Source organism: Acidovorax sp. HMWF029, assembly GCF_003060895.1.
In the GTDB taxonomy this organism is placed as follows: Bacteria; Pseudomonadota; Gammaproteobacteria; order Burkholderiales; family Burkholderiaceae_C; genus Acidovorax.
Genome location: NZ_QAIH01000023.1, coordinates 15106 through 31281 on the forward strand (window position 1 = coordinate 15106; position 16176 = coordinate 31281).

The 16176-nt window shown below is 65.0% G+C and carries 13 protein-coding genes and 3 pseudogenes; 4 read left to right on the plus strand and 12 right to left on the minus strand.

The genetic code is table 11. From position 1 onward, the window contains the following. Positions 1-67 precede the first annotated feature (67 nt). A complete protein-coding gene (gene mnmA / locus DBR12_RS01710) occupies positions 68-1195 on the minus strand; it encodes a tRNA 2-thiouridine(34) synthase MnmA (protein WP_108615668.1) in 1128 nt (375 codons plus the stop codon). After that, positions 1192-1698 (minus strand): LysR substrate-binding domain-containing protein, encoded by a 507-nt coding sequence (locus tag DBR12_RS01715; RefSeq protein ID WP_233244249.1) that lies wholly within the window; start codon positions 1696-1698, stop codon positions 1192-1194. Before DBR12_RS01715 ends, mnmA begins: the two co-directional genes overlap by 4 nt. Here DBR12_RS01715 and DBR12_RS01720 point away from each other — a divergent pair. The 3 pseudogenes from DBR12_RS01720 to tcuB all read left to right on the plus strand — a co-directional run. After that, positions 1603-2396, plus strand: a pseudogene (locus DBR12_RS01720) (IS5 family transposase). The gene DBR12_RS01715 and the pseudogene DBR12_RS01720 overlap by 96 nt on opposite strands. A 115-nt stretch (positions 2397-2511) precedes the next feature. Next, positions 2512-2656, plus strand: a pseudogene (locus DBR12_RS22470) (LysR family transcriptional regulator); the annotation flags it as partial. 157 nt (positions 2657-2813) lie between these two features. Next, positions 2814-2951 (plus strand): annotated as a pseudogene (gene tcuB / locus DBR12_RS01730) (tricarballylate utilization protein TcuB); the annotation flags it as partial. 8 nt (positions 2952-2959) lie between these two features. Here tcuB and DBR12_RS23500 read toward each other — a convergent pair. From DBR12_RS23500 to DBR12_RS01770, 6 genes are all read right to left on the minus strand, one after another. Continuing rightward, entirely contained in the window at positions 2960-4588 is a 1629-nt protein-coding gene (locus DBR12_RS23500) for a DUF692 family multinuclear iron-containing protein (protein ID WP_108615670.1), read from the minus strand. Between the two features lie 166 nt (positions 4589-4754). Continuing rightward, positions 4755-5048 carry a hypothetical protein gene (locus DBR12_RS01750; RefSeq protein WP_199226608.1) on the minus strand — a complete coding sequence of 98 codons (294 nt, stop codon included), beginning with the start codon at positions 5046-5048 and terminating at the stop codon, positions 4755-4757. Between the two features lie 145 nt (positions 5049-5193). After that, a complete protein-coding gene (locus DBR12_RS01755; protein WP_108615679.1) occupies positions 5194-5682 on the minus strand; it encodes an NUDIX hydrolase in 489 nt (162 codons plus the stop codon). Between the two features lie 35 nt (positions 5683-5717). Continuing rightward, positions 5718-6218, minus strand: coding sequence for a GNAT family N-acetyltransferase (locus DBR12_RS01760; RefSeq protein WP_108615671.1), 501 nt, complete (start codon positions 6216-6218; stop codon positions 5718-5720). Positions 6219-6235: 17 nt separating this feature from the next. Then, positions 6236-6940 (minus strand): riboflavin synthase subunit alpha, encoded by a 705-nt coding sequence (locus DBR12_RS01765; RefSeq protein WP_108615672.1) that lies wholly within the window; start codon positions 6938-6940, stop codon positions 6236-6238. 398 nt (positions 6941-7338) lie between these two features. After that, positions 7339-8706, minus strand: coding sequence for an esterase-like activity of phytase family protein (locus DBR12_RS01770; RefSeq protein WP_199226609.1), 1368 nt, complete (start codon positions 8704-8706; stop codon positions 7339-7341). Between the two features lie 422 nt (positions 8707-9128). Here DBR12_RS01770 and DBR12_RS01775 point away from each other — a divergent pair, with 422 nt between their 5' ends. Next, positions 9129-9425, plus strand: a complete 297-nt coding sequence (locus DBR12_RS01775) for a DUF4148 domain-containing protein (protein ID WP_108615681.1) — start codon at positions 9129-9131, stop codon at positions 9423-9425. A 228-nt stretch (positions 9426-9653) separates the two neighbouring features. On the opposite strand, the gene DBR12_RS01780 is transcribed toward DBR12_RS01775, so the two are convergent. From DBR12_RS01780 to DBR12_RS01795, 4 genes are all read right to left on the minus strand, one after another. Further along, positions 9654-12149 (minus strand): IPTL-CTERM sorting domain-containing protein, encoded by a 2496-nt coding sequence (locus DBR12_RS01780; protein ID WP_108615673.1) that lies wholly within the window; start codon positions 12147-12149, stop codon positions 9654-9656. A gap of 310 nt (positions 12150-12459) precedes the next feature. Then, entirely contained in the window at positions 12460-13836 is a 1377-nt protein-coding gene (locus tag DBR12_RS01785; protein WP_108615674.1) for an MATE family efflux transporter, read from the minus strand. Continuing rightward, entirely contained in the window at positions 13833-14369 is a 537-nt protein-coding gene (locus tag DBR12_RS01790; protein WP_233244248.1) for a L,D-transpeptidase, read from the minus strand. The genes DBR12_RS01785 and DBR12_RS01790 overlap by 4 nt, the downstream gene beginning before the upstream one ends. A 21-nt stretch (positions 14370-14390) precedes the next feature. After that, a complete protein-coding gene (locus tag DBR12_RS01795) occupies positions 14391-16082 on the minus strand; it encodes an NAD(P)-binding protein (RefSeq protein WP_108615675.1) in 1692 nt (563 codons plus the stop codon). Between the last annotated feature and the right edge of the window lie 94 nt (positions 16083-16176).

A 16176-nucleotide genomic window follows, 5' to 3' on the forward strand; every position in this document is an offset into this window, starting at 1 on the left:
ATAAACAAATTCAATAGCCCAAACTTCCCCCTGCCCCAAAAGAACCCCCCGTAGGGGCACACAAGCATCAGGAGGCGGCGACCTGGATCACTCCCCCCCCGAGGCACACCTCCCCGTCATACAACACCGCACTCTGTCCTGGGGTAACAGCCCACTGGGCCTGCGGGAAGCGGAGGGCAAAGCCTTCGGTAGCGGCCTCCAGGGTGCAAGGCGCATCCTGTTGGCGGTAACGCGTCTTGGCGGCGTAGACACCCGGCATGGGCGCATGGCCAGCGCACCAGCTCACATCCTGCGCCACCAGATGGTGCGACAGCAGCCAGGGGTGGTCATGCCCTTGCACCACACGCAGCGTGTTCTTCTCCAGGTCCTTGCGGGCCACAAACCAGGGCTCGTGCGCGCCCCCACCACGTTGTGCCCCCTTTTCCTTCACCCCGCCAATGCCCAGGCCCTGGCGCTGGCCCAGGGTGTAGAAAGACAGGCCCACATGCTTGCCGAGGTTGCGGCCCCGGTCGTCCAGGATGGGGCCGGGCGCGTGGCTGATGTAGCGGTTCAGAAACTCGCGGAATGGCCGCTCGCCAATGAAGCAGATGCCGGTCGAATCCTTCTTCTTGGCATTGGGCAGGCCAATTTCCTCAGCAATGCGGCGCACTTCGGTCTTGTGCAGTTCGCCCACGGGAAACAACGTCTTGGACAACTGCGCCTGGTTCAGGCGATGCAAAAAATAGCTCTGGTCCTTGGAGGGGTCCAGCCCCTTGAGCAGCTCAAACAGACCTGTGGACTCGTTCCGACGCACCCGCGCATAGTGCCCGGTAGCGATCTTCTCAGCCCCGAGACGCATGGCATGGTCCAGAAAGGCCTTGAACTTGATCTCGGCATTGCAGAGCACGTCCGGGTTGGGTGTGCGACCGGCCTGGTACTCCTGCAGGAACTCGGCAAAGACGCGGTCCTTGTAGTCGGTGGCGAAGTTCACATGCTCGATCTCGATGCCGATCACATCGGCCACGGCGGCCGCATCCACGAAGTCGATGTTGGACGAGCAATATTCGCTGTCATCGTCATCTTCCCAATTCTTCATGAAGATGCCGACCACTTCATGGCCCTGTTGTTTGAGCAGGTGGGCGGTCACGGCGGAATCCACGCCGCCCGAAAGGCCCACGACAACACGTTGTTTGGGCAGTTTGGTGTTCGAAGTCATTGCCCCGATTGTATTTTTTGCGCCATGGCAGCACTGCGCGGACGCACAGAACGCGTAGCCACCAGCAGGTCATAGAGCTGCTGCGCAGCGGGTGACAACGATTTTCCGCGCCGTTTGATGAGCCCCATCTGCCGGGTGACGATAGGCTCCACAAGCGGAATGCTCACCAGCGTGGGGTGCTCCTTGCCCGGCATGGCCAGGCTGGGCACGGCTGCCACGCCCAGGCCCGCCTCCACCAGGCCCAGTAGCGTGGTCACGTGCTTGGCCTCGTACAGGCACTGGGGCCGGTCGGGCACGTTGGCCAGCGCCAGGTCCATCAGCAGGCGGTTGCCCGAGGTCTGGCTTTGTTGCACAAATCGCCTCGCCGACGCCCGTAGACTGACGGCGTGACACATAAGAAGAACAGACTGCGGAGCAAGTACCGCACGACGAACTGGAAGGCGTACAACGCGACGCTGAAGGCGCGAGGCTCGTTGACGATGTGGCTGGATCAGAGCATGCAGTGGCTTGGCACACCGAACGGCAAGCGCGGACGCAGTCCGATCTTCTCGGATGCAGCAATCCAGTTCTGCCTGAGCATCAAGTGCCTGTTCGGCCAGCCCTTGCGGAAGACGCTGGGCATGGTGCAACGCCTGCTGCAGTTGGCCAAGCTGGACTGGCCGGTGCCGGACTTCAGCACGGTCTGCCGACGCCAGAAGACCTTGCAGCTCGAACTGAGCTACCAGCGAACCAAGTCGCCGCTGCAGTTGCTGCTGGACAGCACGGGAATCAAGTTCCTGGGCGAAGGCGAGTGCAAACGCAAGAAGCATGGCGCCTAATACCGGCGTGAATGGCGCAAGGTCCATTTGGGCATCGATGCGCAGACGTTGGAGATACGCGCCATCGAGGTGACCAGCAATGCCATCGGAGATGCGCCAATGCTGCCCGGGTTGCTGGCACATCGAGAGCGGGCTCGGCGCAGCGCAACGAGGCCATTCGCGCGTGCAAGCGCTTGGGTCGCAGCATCTGGAAAAAGTGGAGCGGCTATCACCGGCCCAGCCTTGTGGAGACGAAGATGCACTGCTTCAAGCGACTGGGCGAACGGGTGACCGCGCGCACGTTCGAGCGCTAGGTCGTGGAATTGCATGTCCGCTTGGCCTTGCTCAATCGCTTCAGCCAGATCGGCCGTCCTCAAACCGTGCCGGTGGCTGCCCTGGCATAGGTCCGTCCGGGGTTGGGGTCATGCCGTCTGCAATTCGATTTGTGCAACAAAGCCCATGCCGATGACCGTGCCTTCTGGTCAAGCCACCCGTAAGCCCTGAGGCCCCTCGGTAGAACTGAGACAACTGCGCTACCTCGTGCGCGTGTTGGAGCAGGGCTCCATGAGCCGCGCTGGACCTGGACGCGGTGCAGTCCGCGCTCAGTCCGCAGATCACGCTGCGGGAGAGCGCGCTGGCCACGCGGCGGCTGCAGCGCACGCCGCTTCGGCATAAAAAAAGGCTTCCCCGCCTGATGGTATTGCCTCATTAGCTATCAATAAAGGAGCAAACCATGCAAACGCTGGAAGCCCTGAAACGGGACACCCGCGCCCGCGCCCGCGCTGGCGAATGGCGAATGGCGAATGGCGAATGGCGACGTCATGCTGCGTGTGCCAGAAACCGAAGTGCCCCGCCAGCTACAAATCTGCAGCGCCTGCCTGCACGCCTGCCAGTACGCGCCGCCGCACGCGTTTGCAATGGACAGTCCGCAGGCCATGGCGCAGGTGCGCGGTCAAAGCTAGGCTGACTACACCCGCACCAACCCATCGTCCAGCAACTGCACAAGCCAGCCGCCGAGCACGGTGGGGTCGCCTTGCCACAGGCCGCTGCCCAGCAGCGCCGTGCAGGCGTCGTGCACCGAGGCACCGGCGTGCAGCGCTTGCAACCAGGCAGCCTCGGCCGCGTCGAGCGTGCGAAAGTGCGGCTGATGCCCTTTGCGCCAGACCAGCAGCGTGGCGGGCACGCAGAGAGGCACGGCCTCGGGCACATCATCGTCAGTGTGGATGGCGTTCCACACGCCCACGACGTTCGTCGTGATCGTGCGCAGCAAGGCGCTGGGGTGCAGCACGCCGGGGCGGGTGGTCCAGGTGTCCGACGCCTGGGCTGCCGCAGTCTCCAGAGTTGGTACGTCGGCGCTGTCAAAGCGGGTGCGCAGGTCCCAGTCGAGCTGGGCCAGTTCGTGCAGCTCAGGGTTGTCGGGGTATTGCACGCGCAGCGCTTCCACCAGGCCTTCGCCATAGCGGTTCAGGCTGCGGGTGCGCGGCGGGTGCGCCACCGCAAACGCGCGGGCATGCACGTCGAAACTGTCTGACCCCATGTAGAGATATGTCTTGGCGTAGGTGTCTGCCAGCACTTCGGCCAGCCGCGCGCGGTAGGCGTGGTGGTAGATGGGCAGGCGACCGGCTACAGGGCCATCGGGAGTGCCGGGCGGCAGCGCATCGGCCAGCACCTGGTCGGCAAAGTGGCGCTGTACTGCAGCCAGTGGCAGTGGGTCCAGTGCGGGGGCCAAGGTCATGGCGGCAGCGGTGGCGGGTTCGGGCGATCCCAAGCGCTCCGCCGCTATGCGCCGCGCCGTCGCAATTTCATCGAGCAGCTCGGCCAGCGGCGGAATGTGGTCGTCGCGCTCGATCATCGCGGCCACCGCGCCAAACCGCAGGTAGGCCTGGGCGTACAAGTCCCACACCGGCTGCGCCACAGGGTGGTCGTGAGTGTCGATGATGTGGTCGCCGTTATCGCTATGCCCGGCCAGGTGAATCTGCTGTACGCGGTGCGCGGGCAGGGCATGCAGGTAGGTCAGTGGGTCGAAGCCATGGTTCACGCTGCTCACGTAGATGTTGTTCACATCCACCAGCAGAAGGCAGTCGGCCTCTTGCGCAATGTGGGCCAGAAACTGCCACTCGCTCGCGCTGTCTTGCCGGTAGCGGACATAGCTCGACACGTTCTCCAGCACCAGCCTGCGTCCCAGCACATCCTGCGCATGGCGGATTTGTGCGATCACATGCCGTGCAGACTCGTCGGTGTAGGGCAGCGGGTACAGGTCGTGCAGTTGCTCGGGGCCAGGGCCCGTCCAGCACAGGTGGTCGGACACCCACAGCGGCTCGATGCGGTCCGCCAGCGCCTTCACGCGCTGCAGATACGGCACATCCACGCCCTGCGCTGCGCCGATGGACATCGCCACGCCATGCATGGCCACAGGGTAGTCGCGCCGAATGGCATCGAGCACCGCCAGCGGCTTGCCGCCATCGATGAGGTAGTTGTCGGTGATGATTTCCAGCCAATCGAGCGGCTGCTTGTGGGCGAGGAAATCGGCGTAGTGCTGCGTGCGCAACCCCAGGCCGAAGCCGGTGCCGCGCGTGGCAATGAGGTCATGTGCCATGGCGAAATCAAGGTATCAAAGTGCGGGCACTGGGCGTGTTCGCCGAGACTGGCACGCCCTGATGCCAGCACCGCCGCGCAAGGGCCGCCCCGCCGCGCCGGCGGTGTCCCCCTCCCGCGCAGCGAGAGAGGGGGAAGGCGCGAAGCGCCTCAGGGGGAGCTTCATCTCATCCCTTGATATCGCCGATGGTGCCCTTCTCGCTCAAGCACTGCGCAGCCGTCTTGGCCTTGAAGCCGTGGCCTTTGCAGGCGTTCTGGCCCTTGCAGCTGTGCTCGGCGGTAGAGCAGTCGCTGTTGCCCTTGCAGTCGTGCACGTTGTAGCAATGCACCTTGTCGTTGGCGGCAATGGCCGCGCCCTTGGAACCCTTGGGTGCATCGGCGGCAAAGCTGGTGGATGCCAGTGCCAGCAGGGCGGCAGACAGGGCGAAGGATGCAGTGGTCTTGGTGTGGGTGGACAGCATGGCGGGTAACTCCGTAAACGTTGAGGGGGATGAATCAGATGGTTAGATCGCGCTGCACCGTGCCGCGCTCTCTGCCTGGTAATTCGTCCCCCGCGCGCTGCGGGTTACATGGAGTCCAAAAACTTTCTTGCGTTGCGCCTCGGCGCTATTGCGCAGAGGGTTCGGTCACCGAAATGTCGGTGTGCACCAGCGTCAGCGGAAAGCGCTGGCCTGCCAAGTAATCCTCCAGGCAGCGCAGCAGCAGGGGGCTGCGGTGGCGCTCGGGGCAGGCGCGGATCTCATCCGGCGTGAGCCACAGCGTGCGCACAATGCCGGTATCAAGCGTGCGCCAGTCATGGTGCGTGCCCAGCGTGCCCGCAAATGCAAAACGCATGTAGGTGAGGTCGTCCCCCGTGCGCGTCTTGGTAAAGCGGTTGAGGTACACGCCGATCAGCGCTGTGGGCTCGAAGTCGTGCGCGGTTTCCTCCAGCACCTCGCGCGCGCAGGCCTGGATGGGCGACTCGCCCGGGTCCAGGTGGCCGGCGGGGTTGTTGAGCTTGAGGCCGTCCGTGGTCTCTTCCTCGACCAGCAGAAAGCGGCCATCGCGCTCGATGAGCGCGGCCACGGTGACGTTGGGTTTCCAGCGGTGGGGCATGGCGCGCATTATGACGAGGGGCGGTGACAGCAGCCCTACAGATCACGCACCATGTACACGGCGCCTTCGCCATAGCTGGCCAGGCGGGCCTGCTGGGTGGCGTCTTGCAGAGCTTGCTGCGTATAGCCTTGCCGCTGCCAGTACGCCTGCGAGCCCTGCACCGACACCAGTGCGCTGTGCGCCAGACCCTGTGCACGGGCCTGCGCCCACAGCGGCTGCAACAACGCATGGGCCAGGCCTTGCCCCGCGTGGGGGGGCAGCACCGCCATGTCGTGCAGGTACAGCGTGTCGGGCTGGGCCACGGCCTCAAAGTCGCCATGCAGCGGGGTGACTTTGCCACGCACGCTGCGGTAGGCCGCCAGGTAGGCGCACACCGCGCCGCCCTGCTCCAGCACCAGCGAGCAGTTGGCCGGGCTGGCCAGGCGGCGCGCAAACACCTCGCCACTTTCCACAAACCCTTCCCCATAGCAGGCCAGTTGCACAGCCAGCAGGTCGGCCAGATCGCTCAGCGCCAACAGGCGCACCACCACGGACATGAGTGCGCTTGGTTCAATCAATGCGGCAGCACGGGCGCCTGCACAAAGTCGTCGAGCGACAGGCCCTTTTCTTTCAACAACGCCTCCAGCACAGGCTGCAGACGGCCCAGGCTCTCCTGCACGGCCTCGCGCACGGTGTCCACCACCACCTGGGTGCTGCGCTCGATCTCGATGTTCAGGCGTTCGCCCACTTTTTTGTTCTCAAACACCGTGGCACGGCGGGTCTCGGGAATCATCCAGATTTCGAACCATCCCTCTTGCCGGTTCACCTCGGCCACCGTGAGGCTGGCGCCGTGGATGGCGATGTAGCCCTTGGCAAACACATAGCGGCGAAACGCCTCGGGCACAGCCACGCGCCACACCAGATTGTTGTCGAACTCGCGCCGCTCGATGAGCGTGCCGGTGAAGTCCACATGGCCCGACAGCGGGTGGCCGCCGATCTCAGCACCGTCCTTGGCCGCGCGCTCCACGTTCACGCGGTCGCCCTGCGTATAGCTGCCCAGCGTGGTGATGTTCAGGCTTTGCAGCATCACATCAAAGTTGGCCCGTGTGGGCGACAGGATCTCGGTGACCGTGAGGCACACGCCATCGGTGGCCACACTGGCGCCAATGGCCAGTTCCTGGCAGAAGCCCTCGGGGAAGTCGAGCGTGAAGGTGCGCAGCCCTGCGCGGTCGTGGATGGCGGCAATGCCTGCCGTGGCTTGGACGATGCCTGTGAACATGGTGGCGCGGCTTCCGGGTACGTTGGAACGGGAACCAGGAATTTTGCCACCCGCAGCATTCAAAGGTGTCCCAAGGGTTGGAGCCCCTACACACCGGGGATGGCGGCAATGCCTGCCGTGGCTTGGACGATGCCTGTGAACATGGTGGCGCGGCTTCCGGGTACGTTGGAACGGGAACCAGGAATTTTGCCACCCGCAGCATTCAAAGGTGTCCCAAGGGTTGGAGCCCCTACACACCGGTCTTCCGGGGCATCACATCCGTCTACAGCGCTCAAAACTGGCGCGACCCAGGCCAGGGCAGCCGAGCAAGGGCCGCCCCGCAGCGAGGGCTGCGTCCCCCTGCCCGCGCGCAGCGCGAGAGCGGGGGGAAGACGCGAAGCGTCTCAGGGGGGTGCCCCTTACCTTGCGCGCAAGAGCTCGCCCACTTCCAGCAACACCAGCTCGTTGTCATCCGCCTTGTTGGGGTCGCGGCTGCTGCTGAAGGGCAGGTTGTTGTCGTTGCCCACCACGATGTGCGTGGCATCAACGATGTCCACGTTCTCGATGGTGAAGAACGGGAAGGTGAGCACGCCGTTGTTCAGCGGCTTCTTGGCCAGGCGCTTGGGGTCCTGGATGTTCATGAGGTCGATGTAGCCCACCTTGCGGATCTCGCCGCCCACGTTCGCGTCGCTCATCTCCACCTTGTAGACGCGCTTGAACTTGGCCAGGTCGTGAAAGCAGTCGGTGCGCTTTTGGCCTTCGGGGCAGGCCTTGTCGGCCGTGCCTTCACCGTTGTCGCGCTCGATGATCAAACCTGTCGTGCCATCGATCATGTTGAAGTCGCCGATGGCGTGGTGGTTGGCCTCCAGCACGTACTTCCAGTGGCGGCCGGTCCATTGCTCGGTCTTCACATCGAATTCGAGCACGCGCAGGTACTGCTTGCCGCCCACGTTTTCATACGCCTTGGCGTCGTCGTTCCACAACGCGCCTTCGAGCAGCGCGTAGAGCTTGCTGCCGTCCTTGCTGGAGGCCATGCCTTCGTAGCCCTTGGAGCGTTTGACCTCAAACGGCGTGGGCTTGGCGTCGGGCGCGCCGGGCATCAGCACACCGGGCGCGTCGGGCGAGCGCACGGTCTTGCCATCCACCTTGGTTTCGAACACCGCCAGCACCTTGCCGCTCAGGTCGGCCTTGATGAGGAAGGGGCCAAACTCGTCACCGATCCACAGCGCGCCACCGGCGAACTGGAAGCTCTCGGGGTCAAAGTCGGCGCCGGTCAGGTAGCGCGTGGCCGTGCCTTCGTGGGTGATGCGAAACGGCACCTTCTTGTCGGGGTCGTGCAGGAAGACAGTCTTGAGACGGTTGAACTGGCCGCTTTGGAAGTCCACCGTGTAGTGGCTCAGGTGCAGCATGAAGTCGGGCGAGTTGGCCTTGGAGCCCGCACCGTTGTCAGTGAGGATCCAGAACGAGCCATCGGCCATGCGTTTGATGCCCGAGTGGCCCTGGATGGGCTGACCCTGGAAGGGCAGCGACACGCCCGTGTTGCGCCCGCCAGACTGGCCCATCACCGTGCCCACGGCGTCCACACGGCGCGGGGTGGTGAACTTGCCCGCTACCTGCAGGTCCTGCGATGCGTCCTTGGGTGCGGGGATGACGGTGAAGGCCGGCAGCACAGCGTGGCCGGCCAGGGTGGCGGGGTAGGCTTGCTGAGCCAGCGCGGCGGGGGACAACAGGGTGGCGCTGGCGCACACGAGGGCGCAGACAAGGGCGAGGGCAGTGGGTCGGGCCATGATGGTGTAAGGCTGAAAAAGAAGCCGCCACAATGCCGTCGCTGCATGGCTGCGTGATGACAGCCCCGTGACCTGTGCATGTCGCAATCAGTTCCCAGACGCTGCCAGCCAAGGGAAATGCTCTTGATTTGATAGCAACAAGCGCTTTACTGTTAAGCGGCAGGCACCAAAATATCTCGGGATATCGCCCATCCACACACGGGCCGCACCCACAACACGGACCCAGCGGCCACTGCGTCGATTGTTCTTAAAACCGAAACGGTTAATTTGTGACTCTGTAGTTTTTCTGCGAACGCCATCAGCGTACAGTTCAACCCATCGATGAGCCGAACCCGCAAGGCGACTCACCGAACCCGGAGACACAGCGCATCCCGCGCACCGGTTTCCGGCTTTTTTGAGGCGCAACTTTGAAGGAATCCATCATGAACAAGACCGCTCGTATCCTCTCCGTCGCTGCTGTGGCTGCTTTCACTGCTTTTGGTGCCCAGGCCGACGAAACCGATGCATCGCAATTTGCCACCCAGTTCGAAACCAACCGCACCCGCGCTGAAGTGCAGTCCGAAGCTGCTACCGTGGCCCAGACCCGCAGCCAGGAGCCAGCCGGTTCGCGCGTGGTGACGTACAAGTCGAACGCTGACCGCGCCGCAGTCCGCGCCCAGGCGGCCCAGGCTGTGCGCACCGGCCAGATCCCATCCGGCGAAATCGGCTCGCGCATGTAATTTGACGGGCGAAACCATCACCCACCGTTTGCGGGACCAGCCCGTGGGGACTGTTCAGGTGGTCGGCCACAGGTGCCGCGTCCATGGGAAGGGTTTTCTCGCGACGGCAGGCATGTCGCTCCAAAGCAAAGGCTCCCTCGGGAGCCTTTTGTGTTTTGGCGGGTGTGGGCGGCCCGCGATCACCGCCGCATCACCGCGGCTGCATGGCGCTGCGCCGTTGCCTCTTTCTCAGGCTCTCTGGATGGTGCGGCGGCGTGCTGCAAGAAGCCCGAAACCGACCATGAGCGCTGAAAGCAGGATGAGCCCCCACTCGGAGAGTGTCGGAATGGCTGCGGGGCCAGCGCCCGCACCCAATGCCAGTCCGCTCGGGTCCCGGATCGTGCCCACGGCTGCATCGGCATCCGCGGCTCCGTTGTCTACCAAGGTAAAACGCACCGTGTTGCCGCTGATGGTCGCTGGCAATACGGAATAAACCCCGGCAAGTTCCTTGTAATAGGTGGCACCCGACGGGACCGCTTGCGAATAGGTGATCGTGACATCCGCCGACCCCACGCACCCTGTCAACGTGAAATCGATCAACCCATAGGGAAATGACTTGTCAGCCGGTTTGCCGACGGCAGGGGCATCGACGAAAACCGCAGCCCCGACGGTTGTACAGCCGACAGCGCTGAGGGTGGCTGTAACGCCTCCCTGGCGCGTCGGAATACTGGCCATGGAAGTCGTCGGCGTGAACGCTGCATTGACTGTGCAGGCGCCGGTGATCACGTTGGTGGTGTAGGTCGCGCCGGAGAGGTTTCCACCGCAGGTGCCTGTGACATTGGGCACAAAACCGCTGTTCGGTGTGACGGTGAACGTGGTGGAGCTGTTGTAGCCAACAACTTGCACTGTGTTCGGTGTGATGGAGCCATTGGCGCCAGCCGAGGGCGTCACGTTGTAGCCACGCGGAACGCTGCAAGCCGCAGCAGCCGTGCTGGTCCCCCCGCCGCTGCCCGCACAGCCCCACGTAAACTGGCCGGCGGTTGCAGCCGGGGTCGTCACGCTGCCCGCAATGCACGCGGCAATGCCGACAGGCGCGGAAACAACGGCAACGCTACTGGTCGCGCATGCACCGTTGGTGGAAGTTGGGACCTGGGCAGTGGCAACCGAGCAGGTCAAGACCCCTGTCGTCGCACCCGCGCTCGCTACGGGCGTCACGCAGAAATACAGATACTGACCTTGATCCCCAACCACCGGCGTGTAGCTCAGGGTCGTCGCAACATCACTGCCTCCGGTGATACCGGTATTGACGGAATTGCGCACCCAGCGGAATGTCGATGTGCCCTCGGCGTCATTTTCCGGGTCTGAGTAAACATATGCACCCGTCAATGACAGACCGACCTGCACGGTCCCTGTGACGGCCACGGTGCCCGCTGAGGGCACCTCGTTCACATTGTTGACGGTGATGGTGAACGCTTTCTCAAAGAACAAGCCTCCAGCGTCCGTGCTGCGCACCCGCACGGAATAACTGCTCTTGGTTTCGAAGTCCGGGCTGGCAGATATGCGCAGATTGCCGCCATTGATATTGAACGCAGCGTTGTCCGTGTCGCCAGCACCCGCCACCAGTGAGTAGGTAAACGTGTCTCCAGCATCCGGGTCCGTGCTGCTCAGCGTGCCCACCGTCGAGTTTCCCGCCACGTTTTCATTGACGCTACTCGGAGAAATGCCGATGTCAGTGGGCGCACCATTGCCGCCAGTCACGGATATTGTTGTCGGATCGCTCGCATTGGCCGAACTGCCCGCGTTACCCCCGGAAAGCGTCACGCTAGGCGTCAGGCTCGCCGCAGCGTTGGCGGCGACGTCCGCGCGCAGGGTCAGCGGATTGCCGCTGGCGCCGTTGGCGATCGTGTTCGAATAAATGCAGCGCGTGGACGTGCAGCTCCAGCCCGAACCCGAGCCGGAGTTGTAGCTGAGGCCCGAGGGCAAGCTGAACGTCAGGGTCAGGTTCGAGCCGGTGGCGGCGCCGCTCGCGCTGGGCGTGATGGTGTAGTCGACCGTGCCGCCCTGGGCGGGCGTGCCGCTGTGCGACATCGAGACCCCGAGCGTGAGCCCGGCTTCCACAAAGGGCGTGCAGCTGACCGAGATCGAGACGCTCGACGTGCCCAACGACTGGTCCGCCGCCATGCCGATCGCCGAGATGCCGGCCGCGATCGTGTACGTCCCGCTATAGACCCCATTGGCGGTCGCATCCTTGCGCCCGCCGCTCGCGGTCGTCAGATAGAAGGGGCTGGTGCTGTTACGGAAGCGCAGCCGGATGGTGCCGGACGTGTAGTTGCTGACCGTCGCATTGAAATCCAGCCGGTCACCCGTCACGAAGCTGTAGGTCGTGCTGTCGTCCGCCACATAGCCCGACGCCCCGACGACGTTGTCGTTATAGCTCGTCGTCATCCGCATCATGGAGATAGCGACGATGCCGCTACTGACCCCGGATGTCGTTCCCGGCTGGGCCGTGCCGCTCGCGAAGTTGGCGTTGAAATTCAACAAGCCGTCGTTGACGGCGGCACAACCGGAGCTTTGAGCAAGCGCAGCCGCCGGCGTCAAGCCAGCGGCTATCAGCATGATGGCGGCGGCCGCACCATGAACACGACGGATCGACTTCGCGCACACCGCGCCAAGCTCGCGACTTATCTTAGTGAACATGCCTTCCCCCCGAGTCACGCCGAAGAGCAAAACGCGCTCGCCGGTCACTTCAAAATGAACTGAATACTTCCGGCTTACGGGCGACAGACGCTGGAACTGCGAGAAAGCTCAAGAGGCTGCTTTCTCTAGCCTGGACGCCACCGTTCTACATATTGTGATCTGCGATGGACCACGATGTGCAACTTATCACATACCCTAGCCTAGGGTCACCGCACGGTTGTAGTCAACACAATATCAGGAGACGCCTGGACGGGGCTGTTACGGCCACGCCGATAGCTTGGCGGGCAGGGCTCCGAGATCGCCATCATTTTTATAGCTATTCAGGATTAGCTATCAGGCGCAGGAGCCCTTTTTTTGATCAGATCAGACGCTGCACCACCTGGCGCCGCCACACGCCATGGAAGTACAGCCCCTGCAACACCATCGCGCACAGGTAGGTGGCGGGGTAAGCCGCCCAGGTAGCGACCAGGCCCCACTGGTGGCCCAGCACCCATCCCATCGGCACGATGAGGCAGGCCAGGCAGCCGAGCGAGATGAGCGTGGGCGCCAACACCGTGCCGCTGGCGCGCATCACGCCCGAGTACACGCTGGCGCGCCCGAAGAAGAACGCGCCCCACACGGTGATACTCAGCACGCTTGCGGCGATATCGATCACCCGCACGTCGGCCACAAACAGGCCCACCACCGAGGGCGCGGCCGCGAACACCAGCACGGCCAGGCCGCCGGTGAACCACAGGTTCATTCGCATGCCGGTGCGGGTGACGGCTACCAGCTGCGGCCCCTGGCCCGCACCAATGGCCTGCGCCGCAAATACCGACGATGCAATGGCCACGGCCATCGCCGGGAACATCACATACGACATGACCTGGCTGGCCGCACCCCAGGCCGCCGTGGCCGCCGAGCCATGGGCGTTGACCAGGCTGAGCAGGCCCAGGTCGGCCAGCGAGCCGGTTATGAAGAACAAGCCTGTGGGCACGCCCAGCCGCACCAGGGTGCGCAGCAAGGCCGCGTCCAGTCGCACCTGCGCCAGCAGCACACGCGTGGGGGCCAGCACATGGGCGCGCCGCCGCAGGTGCCAGGCCGTGTAGCCCAGCGAGCACAGCGTGGCCAGCAGCAGCGCGGCCACGCCGCCCAGAATGCCCAGCGCAGGCAGCCCGATGGCAGGCACGCCCTGAATGAACGGCGGCGCACACAACACCGTGACCGATAGCGACACCATCAGCGCGCGCAGCGGTGTGACGGTGTCGCCCGTGCCGCGCAGCAGTGCGGCCGTGAGCATGGAGGTGAACAGCACAGGGAAAAGCACCATCATCCCCCGCGCATAGGCCACTGCATGGGGCAGCACGTCGGCAGGGGTGCCCAGCAGCAGCATCAGGGGCTGCACGACCACCACCCCCACAGCGGCCAGAACCAGGCCCAGCAGCAGCCCCGTGCACAGCGTGGTGCCCGCCAAGGCATGCAAGCGTGCGTGGTTGCGTGCGCCGATGGCCTGGCCCGCCAGGATGGAGGCCCCGTTGCCCAGGCCCATGATGAAGGCGCTGAGCAGCAAGAACAGCGGCATGAACGAGGCCACCGCCGCCAGCGAGCCCGCGCCCAGCAGCTGCCCCACGTAGATGTGGTTCACCGTGCCGGTGAGTGCCTGCAGCATGTTGGTGAGCACCAGCGGGCCCAAAAAAACGAGGAAGCGGCGGTTGAGCGAAGGCGCCGCGCTGGCGGGGTGAGCCGGGTCTGTCATGGCGCTGTGCCCTCCGTGCGCGCTGTGGTCCAAGGGGTTGGGGTGCTGTGGATAGTCACCTGCGTGCCCACCACCACCCGTTCAAACAGGTCGATCACATCGGCATTCGCCATGCGCACGCAGCCGTGCGACAGCGGCACGCCCATGGGGCAGTCATCCGGGCAGCCGTGGATGTAGATGTAGCGGCGCAGCGTGTCCACCGCGCCGCCCCGATTCATGCCCGGCTCGCAGCCGGTGAGCCACAGGATGCGGCTCAGAATCCAGTCGCGACCCGGGTGGGCTGCGGCGAGCTCGGGGGTGTACACCTCGCCCGTGGGGCGGCGGCCCACAAACACAGTGCCGGGCTGGCAGCCTGCACCCACCTTGGCGCGCACGCGGTGCAGGCCACGCGGGGTGCAGCCGCTGCCTTGGGTTTCGCCAGGGCCGTGGAGGGCGGTGGAAACTGGGTAGCAGGCCCGCAGTGCGTGGCAGTCACCGTCGCCGTATAGGCGCAGTTCCTGCCGGGTGATGTCGATGTGGATGGTCGCCGCCACGCTGGTCCGCCCCGCCCTGGCTTATGCCACCACCAGCCCCGCGCCGTGCCCGCGCGTGAAGGCTTCTTCAAACACCGAGTAGCCCGACCAGTCGCTGTGGGCAAACGCCAGGCGCGCGGTGGCGGGCGTGGGAATCCAGGGCAAACGCTCTGTTTTTGATAGCGAATTTCTTTTACTGGTCGCGCGGTGAAGGCCAATTTTGCTTAAATATTCCTGCACCCCTGGCGTGGGGATGGCCATGGCGTGGCCGTAACGGGTGATGTCTACGCGGGTGGCGCGTTCGCGCAGGTCCGGGTGGGGCACGGATAGCGCGGCCAGCGCGGCGTCGGCCCAGTGCTGCCAGGGCTGGGTGGCTAGTTGCTGGCGGCCACCTTGCACATCGCCCAGTGCCTGGTAGTAGGTGAGCACGGTGGGGCCAGCCAGGTTGGCGCCGGTGTCCAGCCGCTGGTGCCCGGCGTTCACGTAGCCCAGGCCGCCTGCGGTGGGGTCGGCGTAGAGCACGTTGTCCCACGCGGGGGCGGCGCCGGGGCGGTCGGTGAGCGGGGCGGTGATGTGGATGTTGGCCACCAGCCAGGGGGCCCATTGCAGGCGCTGCGCCGCCCCCGTGAGGAAGGCAGGCGGCTGCTGCACCACGCGCGCAGCCAAAAGCACGGGCAGCGCCACCACGCACTGTGGTGCCACCCAGCGCTCTACATTGCCAGTGCCGTGGTTGAGGGCATCCACCTCCACGCCGTGGCGGCCTTCGGTGATGCGCAGCACGCTGGTGGCAGTGCGCAGCTGGCCTGCGGCACGCAACGGGTCGGCCAGCCGCTGGGTGATCCAGCCGTTGCCTTCTGGCCAGGTGAGCACGCTTTCGCGCGCCTCATCCACCGCCTCACCCGGCGCGTGAAAGCCGTGGCGGCTGGCAAAGTAGTGGATGCCCGCCCAGGCCGACACGCGGCCCGTGCCCGCGCCGTAGTCGTCGCGGCAGCAGTAGTCGAGGTACCAGCGCAGGTGGGCGTCATCCAGCCCCTGTGCCGCCAGCCATTGTTCAAAAGTAATAGCATCCAGCGCTTGATGGGCAGGCGCAAGCGGCTGTTTTTGATTCCATAGCTTGAGCGCAGGCATGGCAAACCGGGCGGCGCGGGCCTCGGCGTCCACGGCCCGGGCAAAGTGGCGGTACTGCGCCAGCGTGGTGTCTGGCACGCCGTGCACGGGCAGCAGGCCCTCTTGCCACTCGCCGTCAAAAAACAGGCGCTCCTGCGGGCTGTGGCACAGGTGGCGTTCGTCGTACTGCCAGCGCCCTGCCACACGGCGGCGCACGCCCAGTTCTTCCAGCAGATCCTGCACCTCGCGCGCGTTGTCGCCCGGCACGGGCAGATAGTGGGCACCCTGCGGGCAGGGCAGCCCACCCACCACAGTTCCCCGGCTGTTGCCACCGGGGGTGTCTTCCAGCTCCAGCAATGCAAAGTCCTGCACCCCCGCCAGCCGCAGCGACCGCGCTGCGGCGAGCCCCGCCACACCACCGCCCGCGATGATGACCTGCGCGCGCCGCACCACAGCGGGGGCGGGCAGGTTGCCGCGCTTGAGCACATCGCGCAGCGCATGGCCGCGCGCCATGTCGATGCCGGTGAAGCCGCCTTCCAGAACGCGCGGCGCCTTTTCGCAGCCGGGCAGCAGCACGGCCGTGGCGGCGGATGTTGCTGCGGTGGCTAAGAAATGGCGGCGTTGCATGGTGTCAGCCCTCGCTGTGCCAGCGGCGGTTACATACCCTCCACGGCATGCAGTGGTAGCGGCCCAGGCCAGGGCTCCCGCGCAAGGGCCGCCC

Coding starts and splice junctions, on each gene's coding strand:
- DBR12_RS01765 (WP_108615672.1), bottom strand. CDS start 6,940: ATGTTCACAGGCATCGTCCAAGCCACGGCAGGCATTGCCGCCATCCAC.
- DBR12_RS01775 (WP_108615681.1), top strand. CDS start 9,129: ATGAACAAGACCGCTCGTATCCTCTCCGTCGCTGCTGTGGCTGCTTTC.
- DBR12_RS01760 (WP_108615671.1), bottom strand. CDS start 6,218: ATGTCCGTGGTGGTGCGCCTGTTGGCGCTGAGCGATCTGGCCGACCTG.
- DBR12_RS01785 (WP_108615674.1), bottom strand. CDS start 13,836: ATGACAGACCCGGCTCACCCCGCCAGCGCGGCGCCTTCGCTCAACCGC.
- DBR12_RS01755 (WP_108615679.1), bottom strand. CDS start 5,682: ATGCCCCACCGCTGGAAACCCAACGTCACCGTGGCCGCGCTCATCGAG.
- mnmA (WP_108615668.1), bottom strand. CDS start 1,195: ATGACTTCGAACACCAAACTGCCCAAACAACGTGTTGTCGTGGGCCTT.
- DBR12_RS01795 (WP_108615675.1), bottom strand. CDS start 16,082: ATGCAACGCCGCCATTTCTTAGCCACCGCAGCAACATCCGCCGCCACG.
- DBR12_RS01770 (WP_199226609.1), bottom strand. CDS start 8,706: ATGGCCCGACCCACTGCCCTCGCCCTTGTCTGCGCCCTCGTGTGCGCC.
- DBR12_RS23500 (WP_108615670.1), bottom strand. CDS start 4,588: ATGGCACATGACCTCATTGCCACGCGCGGCACCGGCTTCGGCCTGGGG.
- DBR12_RS01750 (WP_199226608.1), bottom strand. CDS start 5,048: ATGCTGTCCACCCACACCAAGACCACTGCATCCTTCGCCCTGTCTGCC.